Here is a 17,853-nt window from a genome sequence, read left to right on the forward strand (position 1 = left end):
ACGGAAGAGGCCCCCATGAAGGCTCTTGTGCTGGCCGGCGGAACGGGATCCCGGCTGCGCCCGTTCAGCTACTCCATGCCCAAACAGCTCATCCCGATCGCCAACAAGCCGGTCCTGGAGCACGTCCTGGACAACATCCGCGACATCGGCGTCACCGAGATCGGCATCATCGTCGGCAACCACGCCACCGAGATCGCGGACGCGCTCGGCGACGGCTCCCGCCTGGGTGTGCGCATCACGTACATCCCGCAGGACCGCCCGGCCGGTCTCGCGCAGACCGTGCAGCTGGCCCGCGGGTTCCTCGGCGACGACGACTTCGTGATGTACCTCGGCGACAACATGCTGCCCGAGGGCATCCAGGAGGCGGCCGCCGAGTTCCGCGCCCTGCGCCCCGCCGCCCAGGTCCTGGTCGCGCAGGTCGAGGACCCGCGCGCCTTCGGGGTCGCCGAGGTCGACGCGGACGGCGTGGTGGAGCGGCTGGTGGAGAAGCCCCCGGTCCCGCGCTCCAACCTGGCGCTGATCGGCGTGTACTTCTTCACCCCGGCCGTGCACGAGGCCGTCGACTCGATCGAGCCGAGCGCCCGGGGCGAGCTGGAGATCACCGACGCCATCCAGTGGCTGGTGACCGACGGCCGGACCGTGCGGGCCCAGGAGTACGCCGGCTACTGGAAGGACACCGGCCGGGTCGAGGACGTCCTGGAGTGCAACCGGATGCTCCTGGACGGCGTGACGCGCCGGGTCGAGGGCGAGACCGACGAGGACACGGTGCTGATCGGCAACGTCGTCCTGGAGCCCGGGGCCCGGGTCGTCCGCTCGTTCGTGGTGGGCCCGGTGGTGATCGGCGCGGGCACCCTCCTGGAGGACAGTCACGTCGGCCCGTACACCTCGATCGGCCGGGACTGCGTCCTGACCGACGCCCATCTGGACCACTCCATCGCGCTGGACGGCGCCTCGGTCTCCGGCGTGCGCGGGCTGCGCGGCTCGCTGCTGGGCCGGTCCGCCGCCGTCACCGGCGCCCAACTGGAAGAGCGCCACCACCGCCTGGTGGTCGGCGACCACACCCGCGTGGAGGTCGCGGCATGAGCAAGAAGATCCTGGTCACTGGCGGTGCGGGCTTCATCGGTTCGCACTACGTCCGCACGCTTCTGGACGGCGGTTACGAGGGCTACGAGGACGCCGAGGTCACCGTCCTCGACAAGCTGACCTACGCCGGCAACCGTGACAACCTGCCCGCCGCCCACCCGCGGCTGACGTTCGTCGAGGGTGACATCTGCGATCTGCCGGCGTTGCTCGGCCTGTTCGCGGGCCACGACGCGGTGGTGCACTTCGCGGCCGAGTCGCACGTGGACCGCTCCCTGGAGTCGGCCGCGGAGTTCGTCGCCACCAACGTGGGCGGCACGCAGAACGTCATGGAGGCGGCCCTGCGCACGGGCGTGGAGCGGGTCGTGCACGTCTCCACCGACGAGGTGTACGGCACCATCGACGAGGGCTCCTGGACGGAGGAGTGGCCGCTGCTGCCCAACTCCCCCTACGCGGCGTCCAAGGCCGGCTCCGACCTGATCGCCCGCGCCTACTGGCGCACCCACGGCCTGAACGTCTCGGTCACCCGCTGCTCCAACAACTACGGGCCGTACCAGCACCCGGAGAAGCTGATCCCGCGCTTCGTCACCAACCTGCTGGAGGGCGAGACGGTCCCGCTGTACGGCGAGGGCGCCAACATCCGCGAGTGGCTGCACGTCGACGACCACTGCCGGGCGATCCAGCTCGTGCTGACCCGGGGCCGGGCCGGCGAGATCTACAACGTGGGCGGCGGCAACGAGCAGACGAACCGGCAGATCACCGAGCGGCTGCTCGAACTGACGGGCAACGATTGGTCCCGGGTGGTGCGGGTCGCCGACCGCAAGGGCCACGACCTGCGCTACTCGCTCGACGAGTCCAAGATCCGCGAGGAGCTGGGCTACACGCCCCGCGTCACCTTCGAGGAGGGCCTCGCCGCCACGGTCGACTGGTACCGGGACAACCCCGGCTGGTGGAAGGCGGTCAAGCACGGCGCCGGGGAGGACCGGCGATGACGGGGACCGCCCCCCAGGTACTCGTGGTCGGCGCCGGCCCGGTCGGGCTGAGCGCCGCCCACGAGCTGGCCCGGCAGGGGGTGCGGGTCCGCCTGGTGGACGCGGCGCCCGGCCCGGCCACCACCAGCAGGGCGCTGGCCACGCACGCCCGCACCCTGGAGACGTACGACCAGATGGGCGTCCTGGACGACCTGCTGCCGCGTGGCCAGCGCGTCGAGCACTTCACGCTGCACCAGAACGGCCGCCGGCTGATCCGCTTCGACACGGACTACAGCCGGCTGCCGACCCGCTTCCCGTTCACGCTGATGGTCGACCAGGTGATCACCGAGCAGGTGCTGCGCGACGCGTCGGCCCGGCACGGTGTCACCGTCGAGTGGGGGGTGCGGCTCGACCGCTTCGAGGATCTGGGGGAGGACGGCGTACGCGCCCACCTCACCGGCCCCGACGGCCGCGCCGAGACCGTCACCGCCGGCTGGCTGGTCGGCGCCGACGGCGGCCACAGCACCATCCGCAAGCAGCTCGGCCTGAAGCTGCAGGGCGAGTCGAGCGAGACCTGGCTGATCGCGGACGCGGTCGTCGACTGCGACCTGCCGAGGGACAGCATCCACTGGATGCGCACCCCTCGTGGCACGGTGATGATGGTGCCGTTCCCCGACGAGGGCAAGTGGCGCCTGCTCGACACCGCGGAGACGTCGTACGGCGGGGACGACCGGATGGTCGCGGACCGCTTCGCCGCGAAGATCCGCGCCGGCACCGGGCAGCCCGCCCGGGTCGAACTGCCCGGCTGGGTGTCCGTCTTCACGATCCAGCAGCGCATGATCCCGCAGATGCGCGTGGGCCGGGTGCTGCTCGCGGGCGACGCCGCGCACGTCCACAGCCCCGCCTCCGGGCAGGGGATGAACACCGGGGTTCAGGACGCGGTGAACCTCTCCTGGAAGCTGGCGGCGGTCCTGCGCGGCGAGGCGAGGGACTCGCTCCTCGACTCCTACGGCGCCGAACGGGTGCCGGTCGGGGCGGAGCTGCTGCGCACCACCAAGGTCGCCACCCTGCTGGTCCAGCTGCGCAGCCGCAAGGCGGCGGCGTTCCTGCGCACCGCCTTCACCGTGCTGCGCAACATCCCGCCCCTCAAGGGCCGGATCCAGCGCAAGATCATGGGTGGTATGTCGGCCCTCGGCCTCGGCTACGGCGCCGGTCCCCTCACCCTCGGGGACCCGTCCGCCCGGCCGGTCCGGCCCGGCGACCGGCTCGCCCGGGTCGACGCGGCCCGCGCCGGCGGCTCGCCGGAGTGGCAGCGGGTGCTGGCCGAACTGCGCCGTCCGGAATGGCTGCTGCTCACCCACGGCTCCGCGGCGGAGGGGCAGCCGCGCACCCTGTGCCTGTCCGACCCGTCGGTCGCCGCCGACCTCGGTCTGCGCGCGGGCGACTGGCTGCTGGTCCGCCCCGACGGCTACGTGGCCGCCCGCGGGAACGCCGGGCAGTCCCCGTCGGCGGCCCTGGCGTCGCTGGGCATCCGGCTGGAGACGTTCACCCGGGCCGCCTGACCGGCGCACACAGGGCCGAGGCCCGCCTCCGACGCATCGGGGCGGGCCTCGGCCCTGTGTGGTGTGTGCGGGAGCGCGCGGGGCGCACGGCGCCCTACGCGGCCTGCCGCCCTTGCTTCCCGTACAGCTCCAGGCACTGCTTGTACGACGGCAGCATGCCGAGCGCCGCGGCCTCGGCGACGGTCACCGCGTTCGCGTCCTTCTCCGAGAGCAGCGGCTCCCCGGTGAGCCACTTGGCCCACGGCAGGCCCAGCTCCGGGTCGAGCGCCCGCAGGTCGAGCTGCGTGCCCGGCACGTACTCCGTGGAGCAGAGGTAGCTGATGCACGTGTCGTCGGTGAGCGCGACGAAGCCGTGCGCCAGGCCCTCCGCCACGAACACCGCCCGCCCGCTGCGGGCGTCCAGCACGGTGCAGTCGTACCTCCCGAAGGTGGGCGAGCCCACCCGCACGTCGACCACCACGTCGAGCAGCACCCCGCGCACACAGCTGACCAGCTTGGCCTGCCCCGGCGGGATGGCCACGCCGTGCAGCCCGCGGATCGTGTTGCGGGCGGACGCGGAGTAGTTGACCTGCCGGGGCAGGAAGGAGTGTCCGGTCTCGGCTTCGAGCCGGTCGTACCGGTAGGACTCGTGGAAGCTGCCGCGCGGGTCCGGCAGCAGCCTCGGCATGATGCGGTACGCGTCCGGCACAGCGGTCTCTTCGATCCTCATGCCGCGGCACGGTAGGGGGCCCTACTCGATTCTCGGTGGCGCCGGGGGCGACGGGTCCAGCCGTGCCCTAGCGGGACCCGCCACAGTGCCGCCCTCCACTGACGACTGGGAAGGCGGGGACGGTGTCGGCGATCGATCGACGGTCACAGGACGGGCGCGCGGTACTGGTGCTGGGCGCCTCGGGGTTCGTGGGCGGGCACGTGTGCCGCGCCTTCGCGGCGGCGGGCTGGCGGGTGGCGGGCGTGGCCCGTACGGCCCGGTCCACGGCCACCCCGTACGAGATCCACGAGCTCGACCTGGTGCGGGCCGAGCCCGCCCGTATCGCGGAGCTGGTCCGGCGCCACCGCGCCGACGTGGTGGTGAACGCGGCCGGCGCGGTCTGGGGCGTCACCGAGGAAGAGATGGACCTGGGCAACCGGGACCTGGTGCGGCGCCTGGTCGAGGCCGGGCCGCCCCGGCTGATCCAGCTGGGCTCGGTGCACGAGTACGGTCCGGTGTCGCGCACCGCGATCACCGAGACCACCCCGACGGCGCCCGTCACCCCGTACGGGCGGTCGAAACTGGCCGGGGCGCGGGCCCTGCTCGCCTCCGGCACCGACGGGCTCGTACTGCGCGTGTCGAACGTGTCGGGCCCCGGCACCTCCCCGCTCAGCCTGCTCGGGATGGTCGCCGCGCACCTGGCGTCCGGGTCCACCGAGCCCCTGCGGCTCGCGCCGCTGCTCGCCCACCGCGACTTCGTGGACGTGCGGGACGTCGCCGACGCGGTGGTGCGCGCCGCGGCGTCCGAGGCGACCGGACGGGTCGTCAACATCGGTGGCGGACGGGCGGTTTCGGTGCGTGACCTGGTCGGCCGCATGGCCTCGGCGGACGGTCGCGGCGTCCGGATCGTGGAGGCTCCCGTCGCGGGCGGCCGGCCCCCGGAGGCCGAGTGGCAGCGCATGGACGTCACCCTCGCCCGCACCCTGCTCGGCTGGCGGCCCCGCACCGGCCTCGACGAGTCGCTGCACGACCTGTTGTCCAGTGCCGTTCAAGCAGCGGCGCCCACGATGTCCGCATCGGCCCACCGCTGACGGCCACGTGCCGGACTCTCCAGGGAGGCAGAACCAAGATGAGTGACACGAAGGCACGGATACTGAGTCAGGTGCGCGACTACCACCTGGAGAAGGAGTCGTCGCAGGTCTTCCGTCCCGGCGTCGACGAGATCTGGCCGTCCGGCGCGGTGCTCGGCCCCGAGGACCGGGCCGCCCTCGTGGAGGCGGCCCTCGACATGAAGATCGCGGCCGGCACCCACTCCCGCCGGTTCGAGTCGCGCTTCGCCCGCTACATGAAGCACCGCAAGGCCCATCTGGTGAACTCCGGCTCGTCGGCGAACCTGCTCGCCCTGTCGGCCCTCACCTCGCCGCATCTGGAGGACCGCCGGCTCCGCCCCGGCGACGAGGTCGTCACGGTCGCCGCGGGCTTCCCCACGACCGTCAACCCGATCATCCAAAACGGCCTCGTGCCCGTCTTCGTCGACGTCGAGCTGAAGACGTACAACACCACGGCCGAGCGCATCAAGGCCGCGGTCGGTCCGAAGACCCGCGCCATCATGATCGCGCACGCGCTCGGCAACCCCTTCGAGGTCGCCGACGTCGCGCGCATCGCCGAGGAGAACGACCTCTTCCTCATCGAGGACAACTGCGACGCCGTCGGCTCCCTGCACGACGGCCGTCTCACCGGCACCTTCGGTGACCTGACGACCGTCAGCTTCTACCCGGCGCACCACCTCACCATGGGCGAGGGCGGCTGTGTGCTCACCTCGAACCTCGCGCTCGCCCGGATCGTCGAGTCGATGCGGGACTGGGGCCGCGACTGCTGGTGCGAGCCCGGCGAGAACAACCGCTGCTTCAAGCGGTTCGAGTACCAGCTGGGCAGCCTGCCGGCCGGGTACGACCACAAGTACATCTACTCGCACGTGGGTTACAACCTGAAGGCCACCGACCTGCAGGCCGCACTCGGGCTGACCCAGCTGGCCAAGGTCGACGCGTTCACCGCCGCCCGCCGTCACAACTGGAGCCGGCTGCGCGAGGGCCTCGACGGCGCCCCGCACCTGATCCTGCCGGAGGCCACGCTGAACAGCGAACCCAGCTGGTTCGGGTTCGTGATCACGGTCGCCCCCGACGCGCCGTTCACCCGCAAGGAGCTGGTGGACTTCCTGGAGTCCCGCAAGATCGGCACCCGCAACCTGTTCGCGGGCAACCTCACCCGGCAGCCCGCCTACCAGGACGTGCCGCACCGGGTGGTCGGCGACCTCACCAACTCGGACATCATCACCGAGCAGACCTTCTGGATCGGCGTCTATCCCGGCCTCACCGACGAGATGACCGACTACATGGTCGCGTCCGTCCGTGAGTTCCTCGCCGGCCGGTGACACACGGAGCCGTCCGCTCCCGCACCCGCCGATCCCCCGCGTTGCCCAGCCCCTCACGTCCTTGACAAGGAGAGACCGTACATGTCGTCGATACTCATGGAGTTGACGCGCCCGCTGTCCGTGGTCCAGCCTCGCGAGCCGGCCTCGGTGGCCGACCGGATCGCGGCGTCCTCGGCGGCCACGGCGGGACACATGACCACCGGCGCCTTCCACGACTGGTTCGCCGGCCGCGGGAAGGCGGGCCGCTTCAGCGTCGAGCGCATCCCCTTCTCGAAGCTGCGCGGCTGGTCCTTCGAGCCGGACACCGGCAACCTGGTGCACGCGAGCGGCCGCTTCTTCAGCGTCGAGGGCCTGCACGTCACCGCCGACGACGGCCCGCACCGGGAGTGGTACCAGCCGATCATCAAGCAGCCCGAGGTCGGCATCCTGGGCATCCTGGTCAAGGAGTTCGACGGCGTCCTGCACTTCCTGATGCAGGCCAAGATGGAGCCGGGCAACCGCAACCTGCTCCAGCTCTCCCCCACCGTGCAGGCCACCCGCAGCAACTACACCAAGGTCCACAAGGGCACGGACGTCAAGTACATCCAGTACTTCACCGGTCCCGAGCGCGGCCGGGTCCTCGCCGACGTGCTGCAGTCCGAGCACGGTTCGTGGTTCTTCCACAAGAGCAACCGCAACATGATCGTCGAGGTGGACGGCGACGTCCCGCTCGACGAGGACTTCTGCTGGCTCACCCTCGGGCAGCTCAACGAGCTGCTGCACCACGACAACCTGGTCAACATGGACTCGCGGACCGTGCTGGCCTGCCTGCCGGCGTACCGTCCCGAGCTGCCCGCCGAGGACGGCTTCGCGCACGCCCTCGCCCGCTCCCGCGACCCGGAGGCCGGCGCGCTGCTCACCGACGTGGACCTGCTGTCCTGGTTCACCTCCGAGCGTTCCCGCTACGACGTCCGGGCCGAGCGCATCCCGCTCGCCGAGGTGCCCGGCTGGACCCGCGACGAGGCCCGGATCGGCAAGGACGACGGCCGCTGGTTCGACGTCGTCGCCGTCGAGGTGCAGGCCGGCAACCGCGAGGTCACCAGCTGGACCCAGCCGCTGATCGAGCCGTCAAGCCGGGGTATCGCCGCCTTCCTCACCCGCTCCTTCGGCGGCGTCCTGCACGTCCTGGCCAACGCGAAGGTCGAGGGCGGCTTCCTCGACACCGTGGAGCTCGCGCCGACCGTACAGGCCTCGCCGGACAACTTCGCGGGGATCCCGGTCCGGCCGCCCTTCCTCGACCTGGTGCTCTCCGCCGCCCCGGACCGCATCCGCTACGACGCCGTCCACTCCGAGGAGGGCGGCCGCTTCCTCTACGCCGAGAACCGCTATCTGGTCATCGAGGCGGACGAGTCCGAGGCGCCGATGCTGCCGCCCGCCGGCTACCAGTGGGTGACGGTCGGCCAGCTCTCCGAACTGGTCAAGCACGGCCACTACGTCAACGTGCAGGCCAGGACCCTGCTCGCCTGCCTGAACGCGATGTCCCCGACCACGGACGCCGCCGGCCTCGACTCCCTGGAAACCCGATCACATGACTGAACGTCCGCTGCGCGTCGCCGTCCTCGGCACCGCGGACATCGCCCGCCGCCGTGTCCTGCCCGCCCTCTCGGCGGATCCGGACGTGGAGCTGACCGCTGTGGCGAGCCGGAGCGGCGAGCGGGCACGGGAGGTGGCGGGCCTTTACGGCTGCGCGGCGGTCACGTCGTACGAGGCGGTCCTGGACCGGCCCGACGTGGACGCCGTCTACGTCCCGCTGCCCGTCTCCCTGCACGCCGAGTGGGCGCGCCGCGCGCTCGCCGCGGGCAAGCACGTCCTCGCGGAGAAGCCACTCACCGCGCACGCGCACACCACCGCCGAACTCCTCGAACTGGCCCGCGCGTCGGGGCTGGCCCTGATGGAGAACGTCATGTTCGTCCACCATCCGCAGCACGCGGTGGTGCGCGAACTCGTCGCCGCCGGGACGATCGGTGAACTTCGCGCGTTCAGCGCGGTGTTCGCCGTTCCACCACTGCCGGCCGGCAACATCCGCCACCGGCCCGAACTCGGCGGCGGGGCCCTGCTCGACATCGGCTACTACCCGGTCCGGGCCGCCCTGCACTTCCTCGGCACCGGCCTCGACGTGGTCGGTGCGGCTCTGGAGCACTCGGACGGCTCGGCGGTGGAGACGTCCGGCGCGGTCCTCGTGCGGACCCCGAAGGGCGTGCTCGGACAGCTCGCCTTCGGCATGGAGCACGCGTACCGGTCGGCGTACGAACTCTGGGGCAGCGAAGGCCGGATCCGCGTCGAGAGCGCGTTCACCCCACCCGCCGGCCACAGCCCGACGGTGTGGGTGACGGACGGCGCCGGCTCGCGCGAGCTGACCCTCGCACCGCACGACCAGGTGGCCGCGACCGTGCGGGCGTTCGTCGAGGCCGCCCGCTCCGGCGGGGTCGGCGACGCCGCCGCGGCGGAGTGCCTGGAACAGGCCACGCTCCTGGACACGGTACGGACGCGGGCGGCACGCCAATGACCTGGTTCGCGGCCTCGGCCCTGGCCCCGGCCCGGGCCTTCGCCTCGGCCGGGGCGGACACAGGAGGGACGGAGAAACTATGAGTACGACGGTGACCACCGCCGCGAGGGTGGCCGAGCTGCACGGGATCCGCGCACAGGCTGTGGCGGGCCCCGGCGAGAAGGCGACCGAGGCGCAGCACGCCAAGGGCAAGCTGACGGCTCGGGAGCGCATCGAGCTGCTCCTGGACCCGGGATCCTTCCAGGAGGTCGAGCAGCTCCGCCGGCACCGGGCGACCGGGTTCGGCCTGGAGGCCAAGAAGCCCTACACCGACGGTGTGATCACCGGCTGGGGCACGGTCGAGGGCCGCACGGTCTTCGTGTACGCGCACGACTTCCGGATCTTCGGTGGCGCGCTGGGCGAGGCCCACGCGACCAAGATCCACAAGATCATGGACATGGCCATCGCGGCCGGGGCGCCCCTGGTCTCCCTGAACGACGGCGCGGGCGCCCGCATCCAGGAGGGCGTCTCGGCGCTCGCCGGCTACGGCGGCATCTTCCAGCGCAACACGAAGGCCTCGGGTGTCATCCCGCAGATCTCGGTGATGCTGGGTCCGTGCGCCGGCGGCGCGGCCTACAGCCCGGCGCTCACCGACTTCGTGTTCATGGTCCGCGAGACGTCGCAGATGTTCATCACGGGCCCGGACGTCGTCAAGGCGGTCACCGGCGAGGAGATCACCCAGAACGGCCTGGGCGGCGCCGACGTCCACGCCGAGACCTCCGGCGTGTGCCACTTCGCGTACGACGACGAGGAGACCTGCATCGCCGAGGTGCGCTACCTCCTCTCGACGCTGCCGCAGAACAACCGTGAGGCCCCTCCGGTCGCCGCGACCGGCGACCCGGCCGAACGGCGCACCGAGGCCCTGCTCGACCTGGTCCCGGCGGACGGCAACCGGCCCTACGACATGCGCCGTGTGATCGAGGAGATCGTCGACAACGGCGAGTATCTGGAGATCCACGAGCGGTGGTCGGCCAACGTGCTGTGCGCACTGGCCCGCCTCGACGGCCATGTCGTCGGCCTGGTCGCGAACCAGCCCCAGTCCCTCGCCGGAGTGCTGGACATCGGGGCGAGCGAGAAGGCGGCCCGCTTCGTGCAGTTCTGCGACGCCTTCAACATCCCGCTGATCACGCTGGTCGACGTCCCGGGCTTCCTCCCCGGCGTCGACCAGGAGCACGGCGGCATCATCCGCCACGGCGCCAAGCTCCTCTACGCCTACTGCAACGCGACCGTGCCCCGCATCTCGCTGATCCTGCGCAAGGCCTACGGCGGTGCCTACATCGTCATGGACTCCCAGTCGATCGGCGCCGACCTGACGCTGGCGTGGCCGACGAACGAGATCGCGGTCATGGGCGCGGAGGGCGCAGCCAACGTCATCTTCCGCCGCGACATCGCCGCCTCGGCCACCCCGGAAGCGGTCCGCGAACAGAAGATCAAGGAATACCGCTCGGAGCTGATGCACCCGTACTACGCGGCCGAACGCGGTCTGGTCGACGACGTCATCGACCCCGCCGAGACCCGTGTGGTGCTCGCCTCCGCCCTGGCGATGCTCCGCACCAAACACGCCGACCTGCCCGCCCGCAAGCACGGCAACCAGCCCCAGTGAGGCACACCCCGCAGCCCCTCGCGAAGGAGACCGTATGTCACCCTCCCCGTCCGGCGAACCGCTGTTCCGCGTGGTCCGCGGCACCGCCGACGAGTCCGAACTCGCCGCCCTCGCCGTCGTCCTCCTCGCCCTGAACTCCCCCGAGCCGATGCCCGCCCCGGTCACGCCGCTCGCGGCCTGGCGCCGCCCGGCCTACACCCATCCGACCAGCTGGCGGGAAGCCGCGTGACCCACCCGGCCGGTCCGGCACGGGACCCTCCCCGGTCCCGTGCCGGACCGGCCGGGCTCACGTGATCCGCACCCCTCCCCGGTCACGGCTCCGCACGGCCGGGACCCCGTCGAGCTCGATCCCGAACCGGTCCCGGTACACCATGAGCACCTCCTCGTCCGTGCCCAGCTCCCGGGCCTCCTTCCGGCCGCCGGGCGCCGTCGTCGTCAGCGTCCGCCCGGCGAGGGTGATCCGCCCGCCGTCCTCCGTCACCCGCGAGCAGACCAGCGAGCGGGTGAAGTGGGACTGCGGCGATGTGCTGTGCCACCAGGCGCCCGCCGCGAAGTCCTCGAGGGCGCGCGGCCGCGTCTCCAGCCGGTACTGCGGCCTGCCGTCGCGCACGACGTCCAGGTCCGCGCCGTCGGCCGGGACCCCCTCGCCGCCGCCGAGCACCCCGGCGTCGTCGGGACCGGCCTCCGCCACCCGGAACACCCCGCCGGGGTCCGGCTGCTCCCCGCGTTCCGCGAAGGCCAGCGGCCAGTGACTGTGCGCCCCGAACCCGACGTCGGCGAGCCAGTCACCGCCGTCCGCCGTCCCCACCCGCAGCGCGAGGTGGTCGTAAGGGATGCCGAGCCGTCCTCCGTCCCAGTGGACCCGCGCCGCGAGCAGCCGGACCTCGTAGCCGAGGGCGGTGAGCAACGCCCCGAACGCGCCGTTGAGTTCGTAGCAGAACCCGCCCCGCCGCCCCTCGACCACCTTGTCCAGCAGCCGCTTCTCCTCCAGCACGATCTCCTCTCCGAGGTGGATGGACAGGTTCTCGAAGGGCACCGTCCGCAGATGGCGCAGGTGCAGCGCGCGCAGGGCCTCGGTGGTGGGACGCCGCGGGCGGGTGACACCGAGCCGGCGGAGATAGGCGTCTGCCTGTCCTGAGTTCATGCTCCCAGTCTCGGCGAAGTCGCGGCTTGCCAGTGGTGCCAGGGGTACCAGGGGCAGTCTCGGGCCGGGCGCCGGCCGGGGGCTCACGGTCGGTCTCTCGTCACCCGCGGGCTCACGCTCAGTCTCTCGTGACCCGCACCTCCCGGTCCGCCGCGCCGCCACGGCCGCCTCCGTCGCCGCCCCCGTCCGCGCCTGCGCCCCCGCCTCCGCCGATCGCGAGCGCTCCGTCCCGGTCGGTGCGCAGGACCGTCGCCCCGCCCGCCCGCAGCGCGGCCACGGTCGCCGGCGCCGGATGACCGTAGGGGTTGTCGGCGCCGCAGGAGATGAGCGCCACCCGGGGAGCGGCCAGCCGTATCAGGTCCGGGTCCTGGTAGGCGGAGCCGTGGTGGGCCACCTTCAGCACGTCCACCCCCGCCAGCCCGGCCGCGGCCGGTGAGTGCGCCAGGGCCTGCTGGGACGGGGGTTCGAGGTCCCCGAGCAGCAGCAGCCGCAGTCCGCCGGTCCGGACCAGCAGGGCCACACTGGCGTCGTTCGGTCCGTCCGGTTCCACCGCCGGGGCCTGACCCGGTGCGGGGGCGGCGGGCGGCCACAGCACCCGCCAGGTCACCGGTCCGGTGCGCCGCTCCTCCCCGGCCGCGGCCCGGGTGAGTGGGATGTGCCGCTCGGCCGCCTCCTTCCGTACGAACGCGACCTGGTCGGCCGGTTCCTCGAAGTCCGTGGTCTCGATCGCGGCCACCGAGCGGCCGCGCAGGACACCGGGCAGCCCCGCGACGTGGTCGGCGTGGAAGTGGGTCAGGACGACCAGGGGAACCTGCGTGATGCCCAGCTTCCGCAGACAGCGGTCGACCCGTCCGGGGTCGGGTCCGGTGTCCACGACCACCCCGGCCCCCTCACCGGCCGACAGCACGGTCGCGTCGCCCTGCCCGACGTCGCACATCGCGTACCGCCAGCCCGGCGGCGGCCAGCCGGTGACCACCCGGGCCAGCGGCGCCGGCCGCACCACCACCAGCAGGAACAGCACCCCCAGCGCACCGCACCACCAGGGGTGCCGCGACAGCCGCCGGCCGGCCAGGACGACGGCCCCGGTGACCGCGGCGAGGAGCAGGGCCCCGGCCCAACTCCCCGACCAGTCCACTCCCCCACCGGGCAACGCGGCACCGGTCCGGGCGACCCGCGCGATCCAGCCGGCCGGCCAACCGGCGCACCAGGCGAGCCCTCTGGCCACCGGCATCGCCACCGGTGCCGTGGCCAGCGCCGCGAACCCCAGCACGGTGGCGGGAGCGACGGCCGCCTCCGCCAGCAGGTTGCAGGGCACCGCCACCAGGCTCACGCGTGCCGACAGCACCGCCACGACCGGTGCGCACACGGCCTGCGCCGCGGCGGCCGCGGCCAGCGCCTCGGCGAGCCGCGCGGGCACCCCCCGCCGCCGCAGCGCCTCGCTCCAGCCCGGTGCCGTCAGGAGCAGCGCGCCGGTGGCCAGCACGGAGAGCAGGAAGCCGTAACTGCGGGCCAGCCAGGGGTCGTAGAGCACCAGCAGGAGCACGGCCGCGGCCAGCGCCGGGACGAGCGATCTGCGGCGCCCGGTCGCCAGGGCGAGCAGGGCCACCGAGCCGCAGGCGGCGGCTCGCAGCACGCTCGGGTCGGGCCGGCAGACGACGACGAACGCGAGCGTGAGGGCACCGGCCAGGAGGGCGGTGGCCCGCAACGGCAGTCCGAGGCGCGGGGCGAGGCCGCGGCGCTCGGCGCGCTGGGCGAGGCCGGGCGGTCCGACGAGCAGGGCGAGCAGGATCGTGAGGTTGCTGCCGGACACGGCGAGCGTGTGCGCGAGGTCCGTCTCCTTGAACGCCTCGTCCAGTTCGGGCGTGATCCGCGAGGTGTCGCCGACGACCAGTCCGGGGAGCAGCGCCCGGGCGTCCGCGGGCAGCCCCTCGGTCGCGTCCCGCAGCCCGGCCCTGAGCCCACCGGCCAGCCGCTGCGGCCCGCTCGGTCCTGCGACCACCTCCGGCCGGGGGTCCGCGCGCACCCGCAGCACGGCCGCGCTCCGGTCGCCGCCGCTCAGAGCGGGCGCCGGCCGGGCGACGATCCGCAACCGGGTGGTGGGCAGCAGCCCGAGCCATGCCTGACGCGCGGCACCGGCCGCGTGCGGCACGCCGGGTTCGTAGGGGGCGTCGGGGGCGGCCGTCGTCTTGAGCGCTGCGGGCTCGTCCGGTGCGGCCATCGAGTCCTTTGCTGCCGCGCCGGCGGGTGGTGCCCGGGGTGCCGGGACGTCCGCGTCGATGACCAGCAGTACGGGGGTCCGTGTTCCGACTGCGGCTCCGTCCCTCCCCTCCCTCCCCGCCACCCCCTCCACCTCCTCCACGCGGCGCACCTCCGCCCGGGCCAGGACCGCCACCGGCGCCGCGTGGTCGCCGCGCACCCGGGGCCGGCTCGGCCAGGGGTCGCCGGTCAGCTCGACCTCGGCGGTGATGGTCGCGAACCGCCGCGCCGCCTCCGGTACCGGCCCGCGCCGCAGGTCCGCGCCGTGCAGCCCGGCCGAGGCGGCCGCCGCCGCCACGCACAGCAGCACGGCGGCGAGCGGGGCGCGGACCCAGCCGGGCCGGGTGGGCGTCCGGTCCGGCCTCCCCCACCGGCGGACCCCCAGCAGAGCGGCACCGGTGATCAGGCCGACGGCCGCGACTCCCGCGCTCCAGCGCGGTGGTGCGTCGATGACCAGGGCGGCCGTCGCCCAGGCGGCCAGCGCGGGAGGCACCAGGCGCAGGTCGGCCGCGGCCGGGGCGCTGGGGCCGGGGCCGGTGCTCATGGCCGCACCATGGGCCGCAGATCGCGGTAGCGACGGTCGCCGATGCCGTTGACCTGCCGCAGTTCCTCCACCGAGCGGAAGCCGCCGTGGCGGGTGCGGTAGTCGATGATGTGCTGGGCCAGCACGGGGCCGACTCCGGGCAGGGTGTCGAGCTGGTCGGCGGTCGCCGTGTTGAGCGAGACCGGCGCCGCCGGGCCCGGGCCCGCCGGTCCTGAGCCGGAGCCCGCGCCGCCGCCCGGCCCCGGCGGGACCGCCGCCCCCGCGGTGGCACCGACCAGCACCTGCTCGCCGTCCACCAGGAAGCGGGCCCGGTTGAGGCCGTCGGTGCTCACGCCCGGCCGTACTCCGCCCGCCGCCCGCAGCGCGTCGGCCACCCGCGAGCCGGCCGGCAGCCGCCGGATGCCGGGCCTGCGGACCTTGCCGCCCACGTCGACGACGATCTCCCCGCCCGGCGTGACCGACGTACCCGGTGCCCGGGCGGCCTTGGCGCCCGAGCCCCCGTTCATGCCCCCGCCCCCATCCGCGTCCCGTTCGCTGAACGGTGTCTGCGCCCGTACCACTTGGGGAGCGCTCACGGTCTGCGTCCGGCCGGTCCAGAAGTGCTGGACGGCGAGCACCGCCGCCACCATGAGCACCACGGCGAGCGCGACCACTCCCCGCCGTTCCATCCCACAGCGCGCCTGCACCCACACCGGCAGCCGCTCCCGCAGGGCGAGCCCCGCCCGGTCGCGCAGGCTCGGCACGGGCACGAGGGAGTCGGCCGTCTCCGAGTGGTCCTCCCCCGGGTGCGCCCCGCCCGGGTGCCGACCAGGCGCCGAAGCCGTTGTCGCGTCCGGTCCGGGAGCCACCTCGCTGGCAGTCCCCGCCTCCGTCCGGGTCACCGGGCCCGTCGCATCCCCGAGCCCCCTCACGGTGCCGGTCCCCGCCACGGTCGGCGCACCCGCGGCCGTTCCCCCGTCCGGCCGCCCGCCCGACCGCCTGAGCAGCGGCCGGTCCGACCGCCTGTCCAGCAGGCCGTCCGACCGCCTGACCGGTGGGCCGTCCGGCCGTCCCTCCGGTGGAGCCTTGCCCGACTCCCCCCATTCCACGGTGCGTTCGCCGAAGAGGAGTTCCGCGCGGCGGCGCAGTTCCTCCGCCGGGGCGGGGCCGCGGTGCCGGGCGCGATGGCGGTCGGGCGGGCGCCGGCGGAAGCGGCCGTCGGAGGCCGGGCCGCGGCCGGGTCCGCTGGTCGGGAGGGCTGTGCGGGAGCGTGATCGAAGTGCCATGCGACGAGGATGGGGCATCCCGCCGATTCGCGATGATCTTGGTCAATTCCCGGGGATACCGGGCGGCTTGTGGAAAACTTCGCCACTCGCACGAGTGAGGGGCGGCAGCCCGGAGAGCCGGTGTCAGCGAGGGGAGACGACCACGCCCAGCAGTCCGGGGCCGGTGTGGGCCCCGATCACCGCTCCGACTTCGCTGACATGGAGGTCGGCCAGGGCAGGGACCCGGTCCCGCAGCCGGTCGGCCAGGGCGGAGGCCCGGTCGGGGGCGGCGAGGTGGTGGACGGCGATGTCGACGTCGGCGCCGCCCGCCCGGTCGGCGGCGATCTCTTCGAGGCGGGCGATGGCCTTGGACGCCGTACGGACCTTCTCGAGGAGTTCGATGCGGCCGCCGTCGAGCTGGAGCAGCGGCTTGACCGCGAGTGCGGAGCCGAGCAGGGCCTGTGCGGCGCCGATCCGGCCGCCGCGGCGCAGATAGTCGAGGGTGTCGACGTAGAAGTAGGCGGTGGTTCCCGCGGCCCGCTTCTCGGCGGCCGTCACGGCCTCGTCCACGGTGCCGCCGGCCTCCGCCGCCTCGGCCGCGGCGAGCGCGCAGAAGCCCAGGGCCATGGCGACCATCCCGGTGTCCACCACCCGTACCGGCACCGGTGCCTCACGTGCCGCCAGGACCGCCGCGTCGTGGGTGCCGGACAGTTCGGCGGACAGGTGGAGGGAGACGATGCCGCTCGCTCCGGACTCGGCGACCTGACGGTACGTCTCCGCGAAGACCTGGGGGCTGGGGCGGGAGGTGGTGACCGGGCGGCGCTTCTGCAACGCCTGGGCCAGGGAACGGGTCGAGATCTCGGTGCCCTCTTCGAGCGCCTGGTTTCCGAGGACCACGGTCAGGGGCACCGCGGTGATGCCGTGGCGCTCCATCGTCCGCGGCGGCAGGTAGGCCGTTGAATCGGTGACGATCGCGACATGGCGGGACATGAGCTGGAGGTTACCTGCCGTGGTCGCCGTGCGGCAGCCCGGCCCCTGCCCGCCGGACCGGGAACGGGTCCGTCATGTGGTGCTCTCGGGGCGCGGCTTCTTCTGCCAGGAGGGGGTGGGACGCTGCACGGGCGGGGTGATCGCGGGTGCCGGCCGCTCCGCGGCGGTGGAGGGTGCCGGGGCGTCGGGCCACGGCGAGGACGCGGGTTCCGGCGTGGTCCAGTGCCGCAGGGCGCCCGCCTCGACGTCGATCTGGGTGCTCAGGGAGTCCAGGTCGTCGTCGGAGAAGCGGCGGGCCCGGTCACGGGCGGCCCAGCGCAGGGAGTCGGCGGCCTTGGTGATGCGCTCGGTGCGGCGGTGCAGTTCGGGCAGCAGCTCGGCGAGGGCGGCCCGGTCCGGCTCGGACTCCAGTCGTTTGAGATCGGCGTCCAGTTCGCGCCCGTGCACGCTGAGCCGCTCGAAGAGGCCGAGGGACTCCTTCAGCGACTCGTCCTCCACCGCGCCCGCGTACAGCGCGTCCTGGGTGGCCCGCATCGAGGTGCGCAGGGTGAGCCGGAGCTGGGCGATCTCACCGGCCGGGCCGATCTGGGCGAAGGATTTGGCGCGCAGGGTGTGGTCCTCGACCGTGCGCCTGGCCTGCGCGATCGTGCGGTCCACTCCGCGTTTGGCGGCGCCGACGGCCTTGATCGTGACGTAGGTGCCCACGCCGATGAACGCCAGGAAGATCAGGGCGAACACGGTGATCACTGCTTCCAT

The 17,853-nt window shown here is 73.5% G+C and carries 15 protein-coding genes; 9 read left to right on the top strand and 6 right to left on the bottom strand.

All coding sequences use genetic code 11. The features are described 5' to 3' along the window. Positions 1-15 precede the first annotated feature (15 nt). Genes PV343_RS28105 through PV343_RS28115 form a run of 3 tightly spaced genes read left to right on the top strand, consistent with a single transcriptional unit; the run spans position 16 to position 3,613 of the window. Complete coding sequence (locus tag PV343_RS28105; protein ID WP_319149791.1) at positions 16-1,083, top strand: glucose-1-phosphate thymidylyltransferase; 1,068 nt, start codon at positions 16-18, stop codon at positions 1,081-1,083. Further along, positions 1,080-2,072, top strand: a complete 993-nt coding sequence (gene rfbB, locus PV343_RS28110; protein ID WP_319149792.1) for a dTDP-glucose 4,6-dehydratase — start codon at positions 1,080-1,082, stop codon at positions 2,070-2,072. The genes PV343_RS28105 and rfbB overlap by 4 nt, the downstream gene beginning before the upstream one ends. Next, positions 2,069-3,613, top strand: a complete 1,545-nt coding sequence (locus PV343_RS28115; RefSeq protein ID WP_319149793.1) for an FAD-dependent oxidoreductase — start codon at positions 2,069-2,071, stop codon at positions 3,611-3,613. The genes rfbB and PV343_RS28115 overlap by 4 nt, the downstream gene beginning before the upstream one ends. 94 nt (positions 3,614-3,707) lie before the next feature. Here the strand turns inward: PV343_RS28115 and PV343_RS28120 are convergent, their stop codons facing one another. Beyond that, on the bottom strand, positions 3,708-4,322 hold the full coding sequence (locus tag PV343_RS28120) for a dTDP-4-dehydrorhamnose 3,5-epimerase family protein (protein ID WP_319149794.1): 615 nt from the start codon (positions 4,320-4,322) through the stop codon (positions 3,708-3,710). Positions 4,323-4,444: 122 nt separating this feature from the next. Between PV343_RS28120 and PV343_RS28125 the strand changes: the two genes are divergently transcribed. From PV343_RS28125 to PV343_RS28150, 6 genes are all read left to right on the top strand, one after another. Then, positions 4,445-5,392 (top strand): NAD-dependent epimerase/dehydratase family protein, encoded by a 948-nt coding sequence (locus PV343_RS28125; protein WP_319149795.1) that lies wholly within the window; start codon positions 4,445-4,447, stop codon positions 5,390-5,392. Between the two features lie 38 nt (positions 5,393-5,430). Then, a complete protein-coding gene (gene rfbH, locus PV343_RS28130) occupies positions 5,431-6,732 on the top strand; it encodes a lipopolysaccharide biosynthesis protein RfbH (protein ID WP_319149796.1) in 1,302 nt (433 codons plus the stop codon). Between the two features lie 81 nt (positions 6,733-6,813). Beyond that, positions 6,814-8,307, top strand: coding sequence for an NDP-hexose 2,3-dehydratase family protein (locus PV343_RS28135; RefSeq protein ID WP_319149797.1), 1,494 nt, complete (start codon positions 6,814-6,816; stop codon positions 8,305-8,307). Continuing rightward, positions 8,300-9,277, top strand: a complete 978-nt coding sequence (locus tag PV343_RS28140) for a Gfo/Idh/MocA family protein (protein WP_319149798.1) — start codon at positions 8,300-8,302, stop codon at positions 9,275-9,277. Before PV343_RS28135 ends, PV343_RS28140 begins: the two co-directional genes overlap by 8 nt. 109 nt (positions 9,278-9,386) lie before the next feature. Beyond that, positions 9,387-10,919, top strand: a complete 1,533-nt coding sequence (locus tag PV343_RS28145) for an acyl-CoA carboxylase subunit beta (protein WP_319149827.1) — start codon at positions 9,387-9,389, stop codon at positions 10,917-10,919. 34 nt (positions 10,920-10,953) lie between these two features. Then, the gene (locus tag PV343_RS28150; RefSeq protein ID WP_319149799.1) at positions 10,954-11,148 is read left to right on the top strand and encodes an acyl-CoA carboxylase epsilon subunit; all 195 of its coding nucleotides are present in this window, start codon (positions 10,954-10,956) and stop codon (positions 11,146-11,148) included. A gap of 57 nt (positions 11,149-11,205) precedes the next feature. Here the strand turns inward: PV343_RS28150 and PV343_RS28155 are convergent, their stop codons facing one another. From PV343_RS28155 to PV343_RS28175, 5 genes are all read right to left on the bottom strand, one after another. Further along, positions 11,206-12,063 carry an arylamine N-acetyltransferase gene (locus tag PV343_RS28155; protein WP_319149800.1) on the bottom strand — a complete coding sequence of 286 codons (858 nt, stop codon included), beginning with the start codon at positions 12,061-12,063 and terminating at the stop codon, positions 11,206-11,208. 118 nt (positions 12,064-12,181) lie between these two features. Next, positions 12,182-14,863: a ComEC/Rec2 family competence protein gene (locus PV343_RS28160; RefSeq protein ID WP_319149801.1), complete on the bottom strand. Its 2,682-nt coding sequence runs from the start codon at positions 14,861-14,863 to the stop codon at positions 12,182-12,184. Continuing rightward, entirely contained in the window at positions 14,860-15,606 is a 747-nt protein-coding gene (locus PV343_RS40460; RefSeq protein WP_415923518.1) for a helix-hairpin-helix domain-containing protein, read from the bottom strand. The genes PV343_RS28160 and PV343_RS40460 overlap by 4 nt, the downstream gene beginning before the upstream one ends. Positions 15,607-16,251: 645 nt before the next feature. Then, entirely contained in the window at positions 16,252-17,097 is an 846-nt protein-coding gene (locus PV343_RS28170) for a DegV family protein (RefSeq protein WP_319149803.1), read from the bottom strand. 72 nt (positions 17,098-17,169) lie between these two features. Further along, positions 17,170-17,853: a hypothetical protein gene (locus tag PV343_RS28175; protein WP_319149804.1), complete on the bottom strand. Its 684-nt coding sequence runs from the start codon at positions 17,851-17,853 to the stop codon at positions 17,170-17,172.

Source organism: Streptomyces sp. WI03-4A, assembly GCF_033792105.1.
GTDB classification, from domain to species: Bacteria; Actinomycetota; Actinomycetes; order Streptomycetales; family Streptomycetaceae; genus Streptomyces; species Streptomyces collinus_A.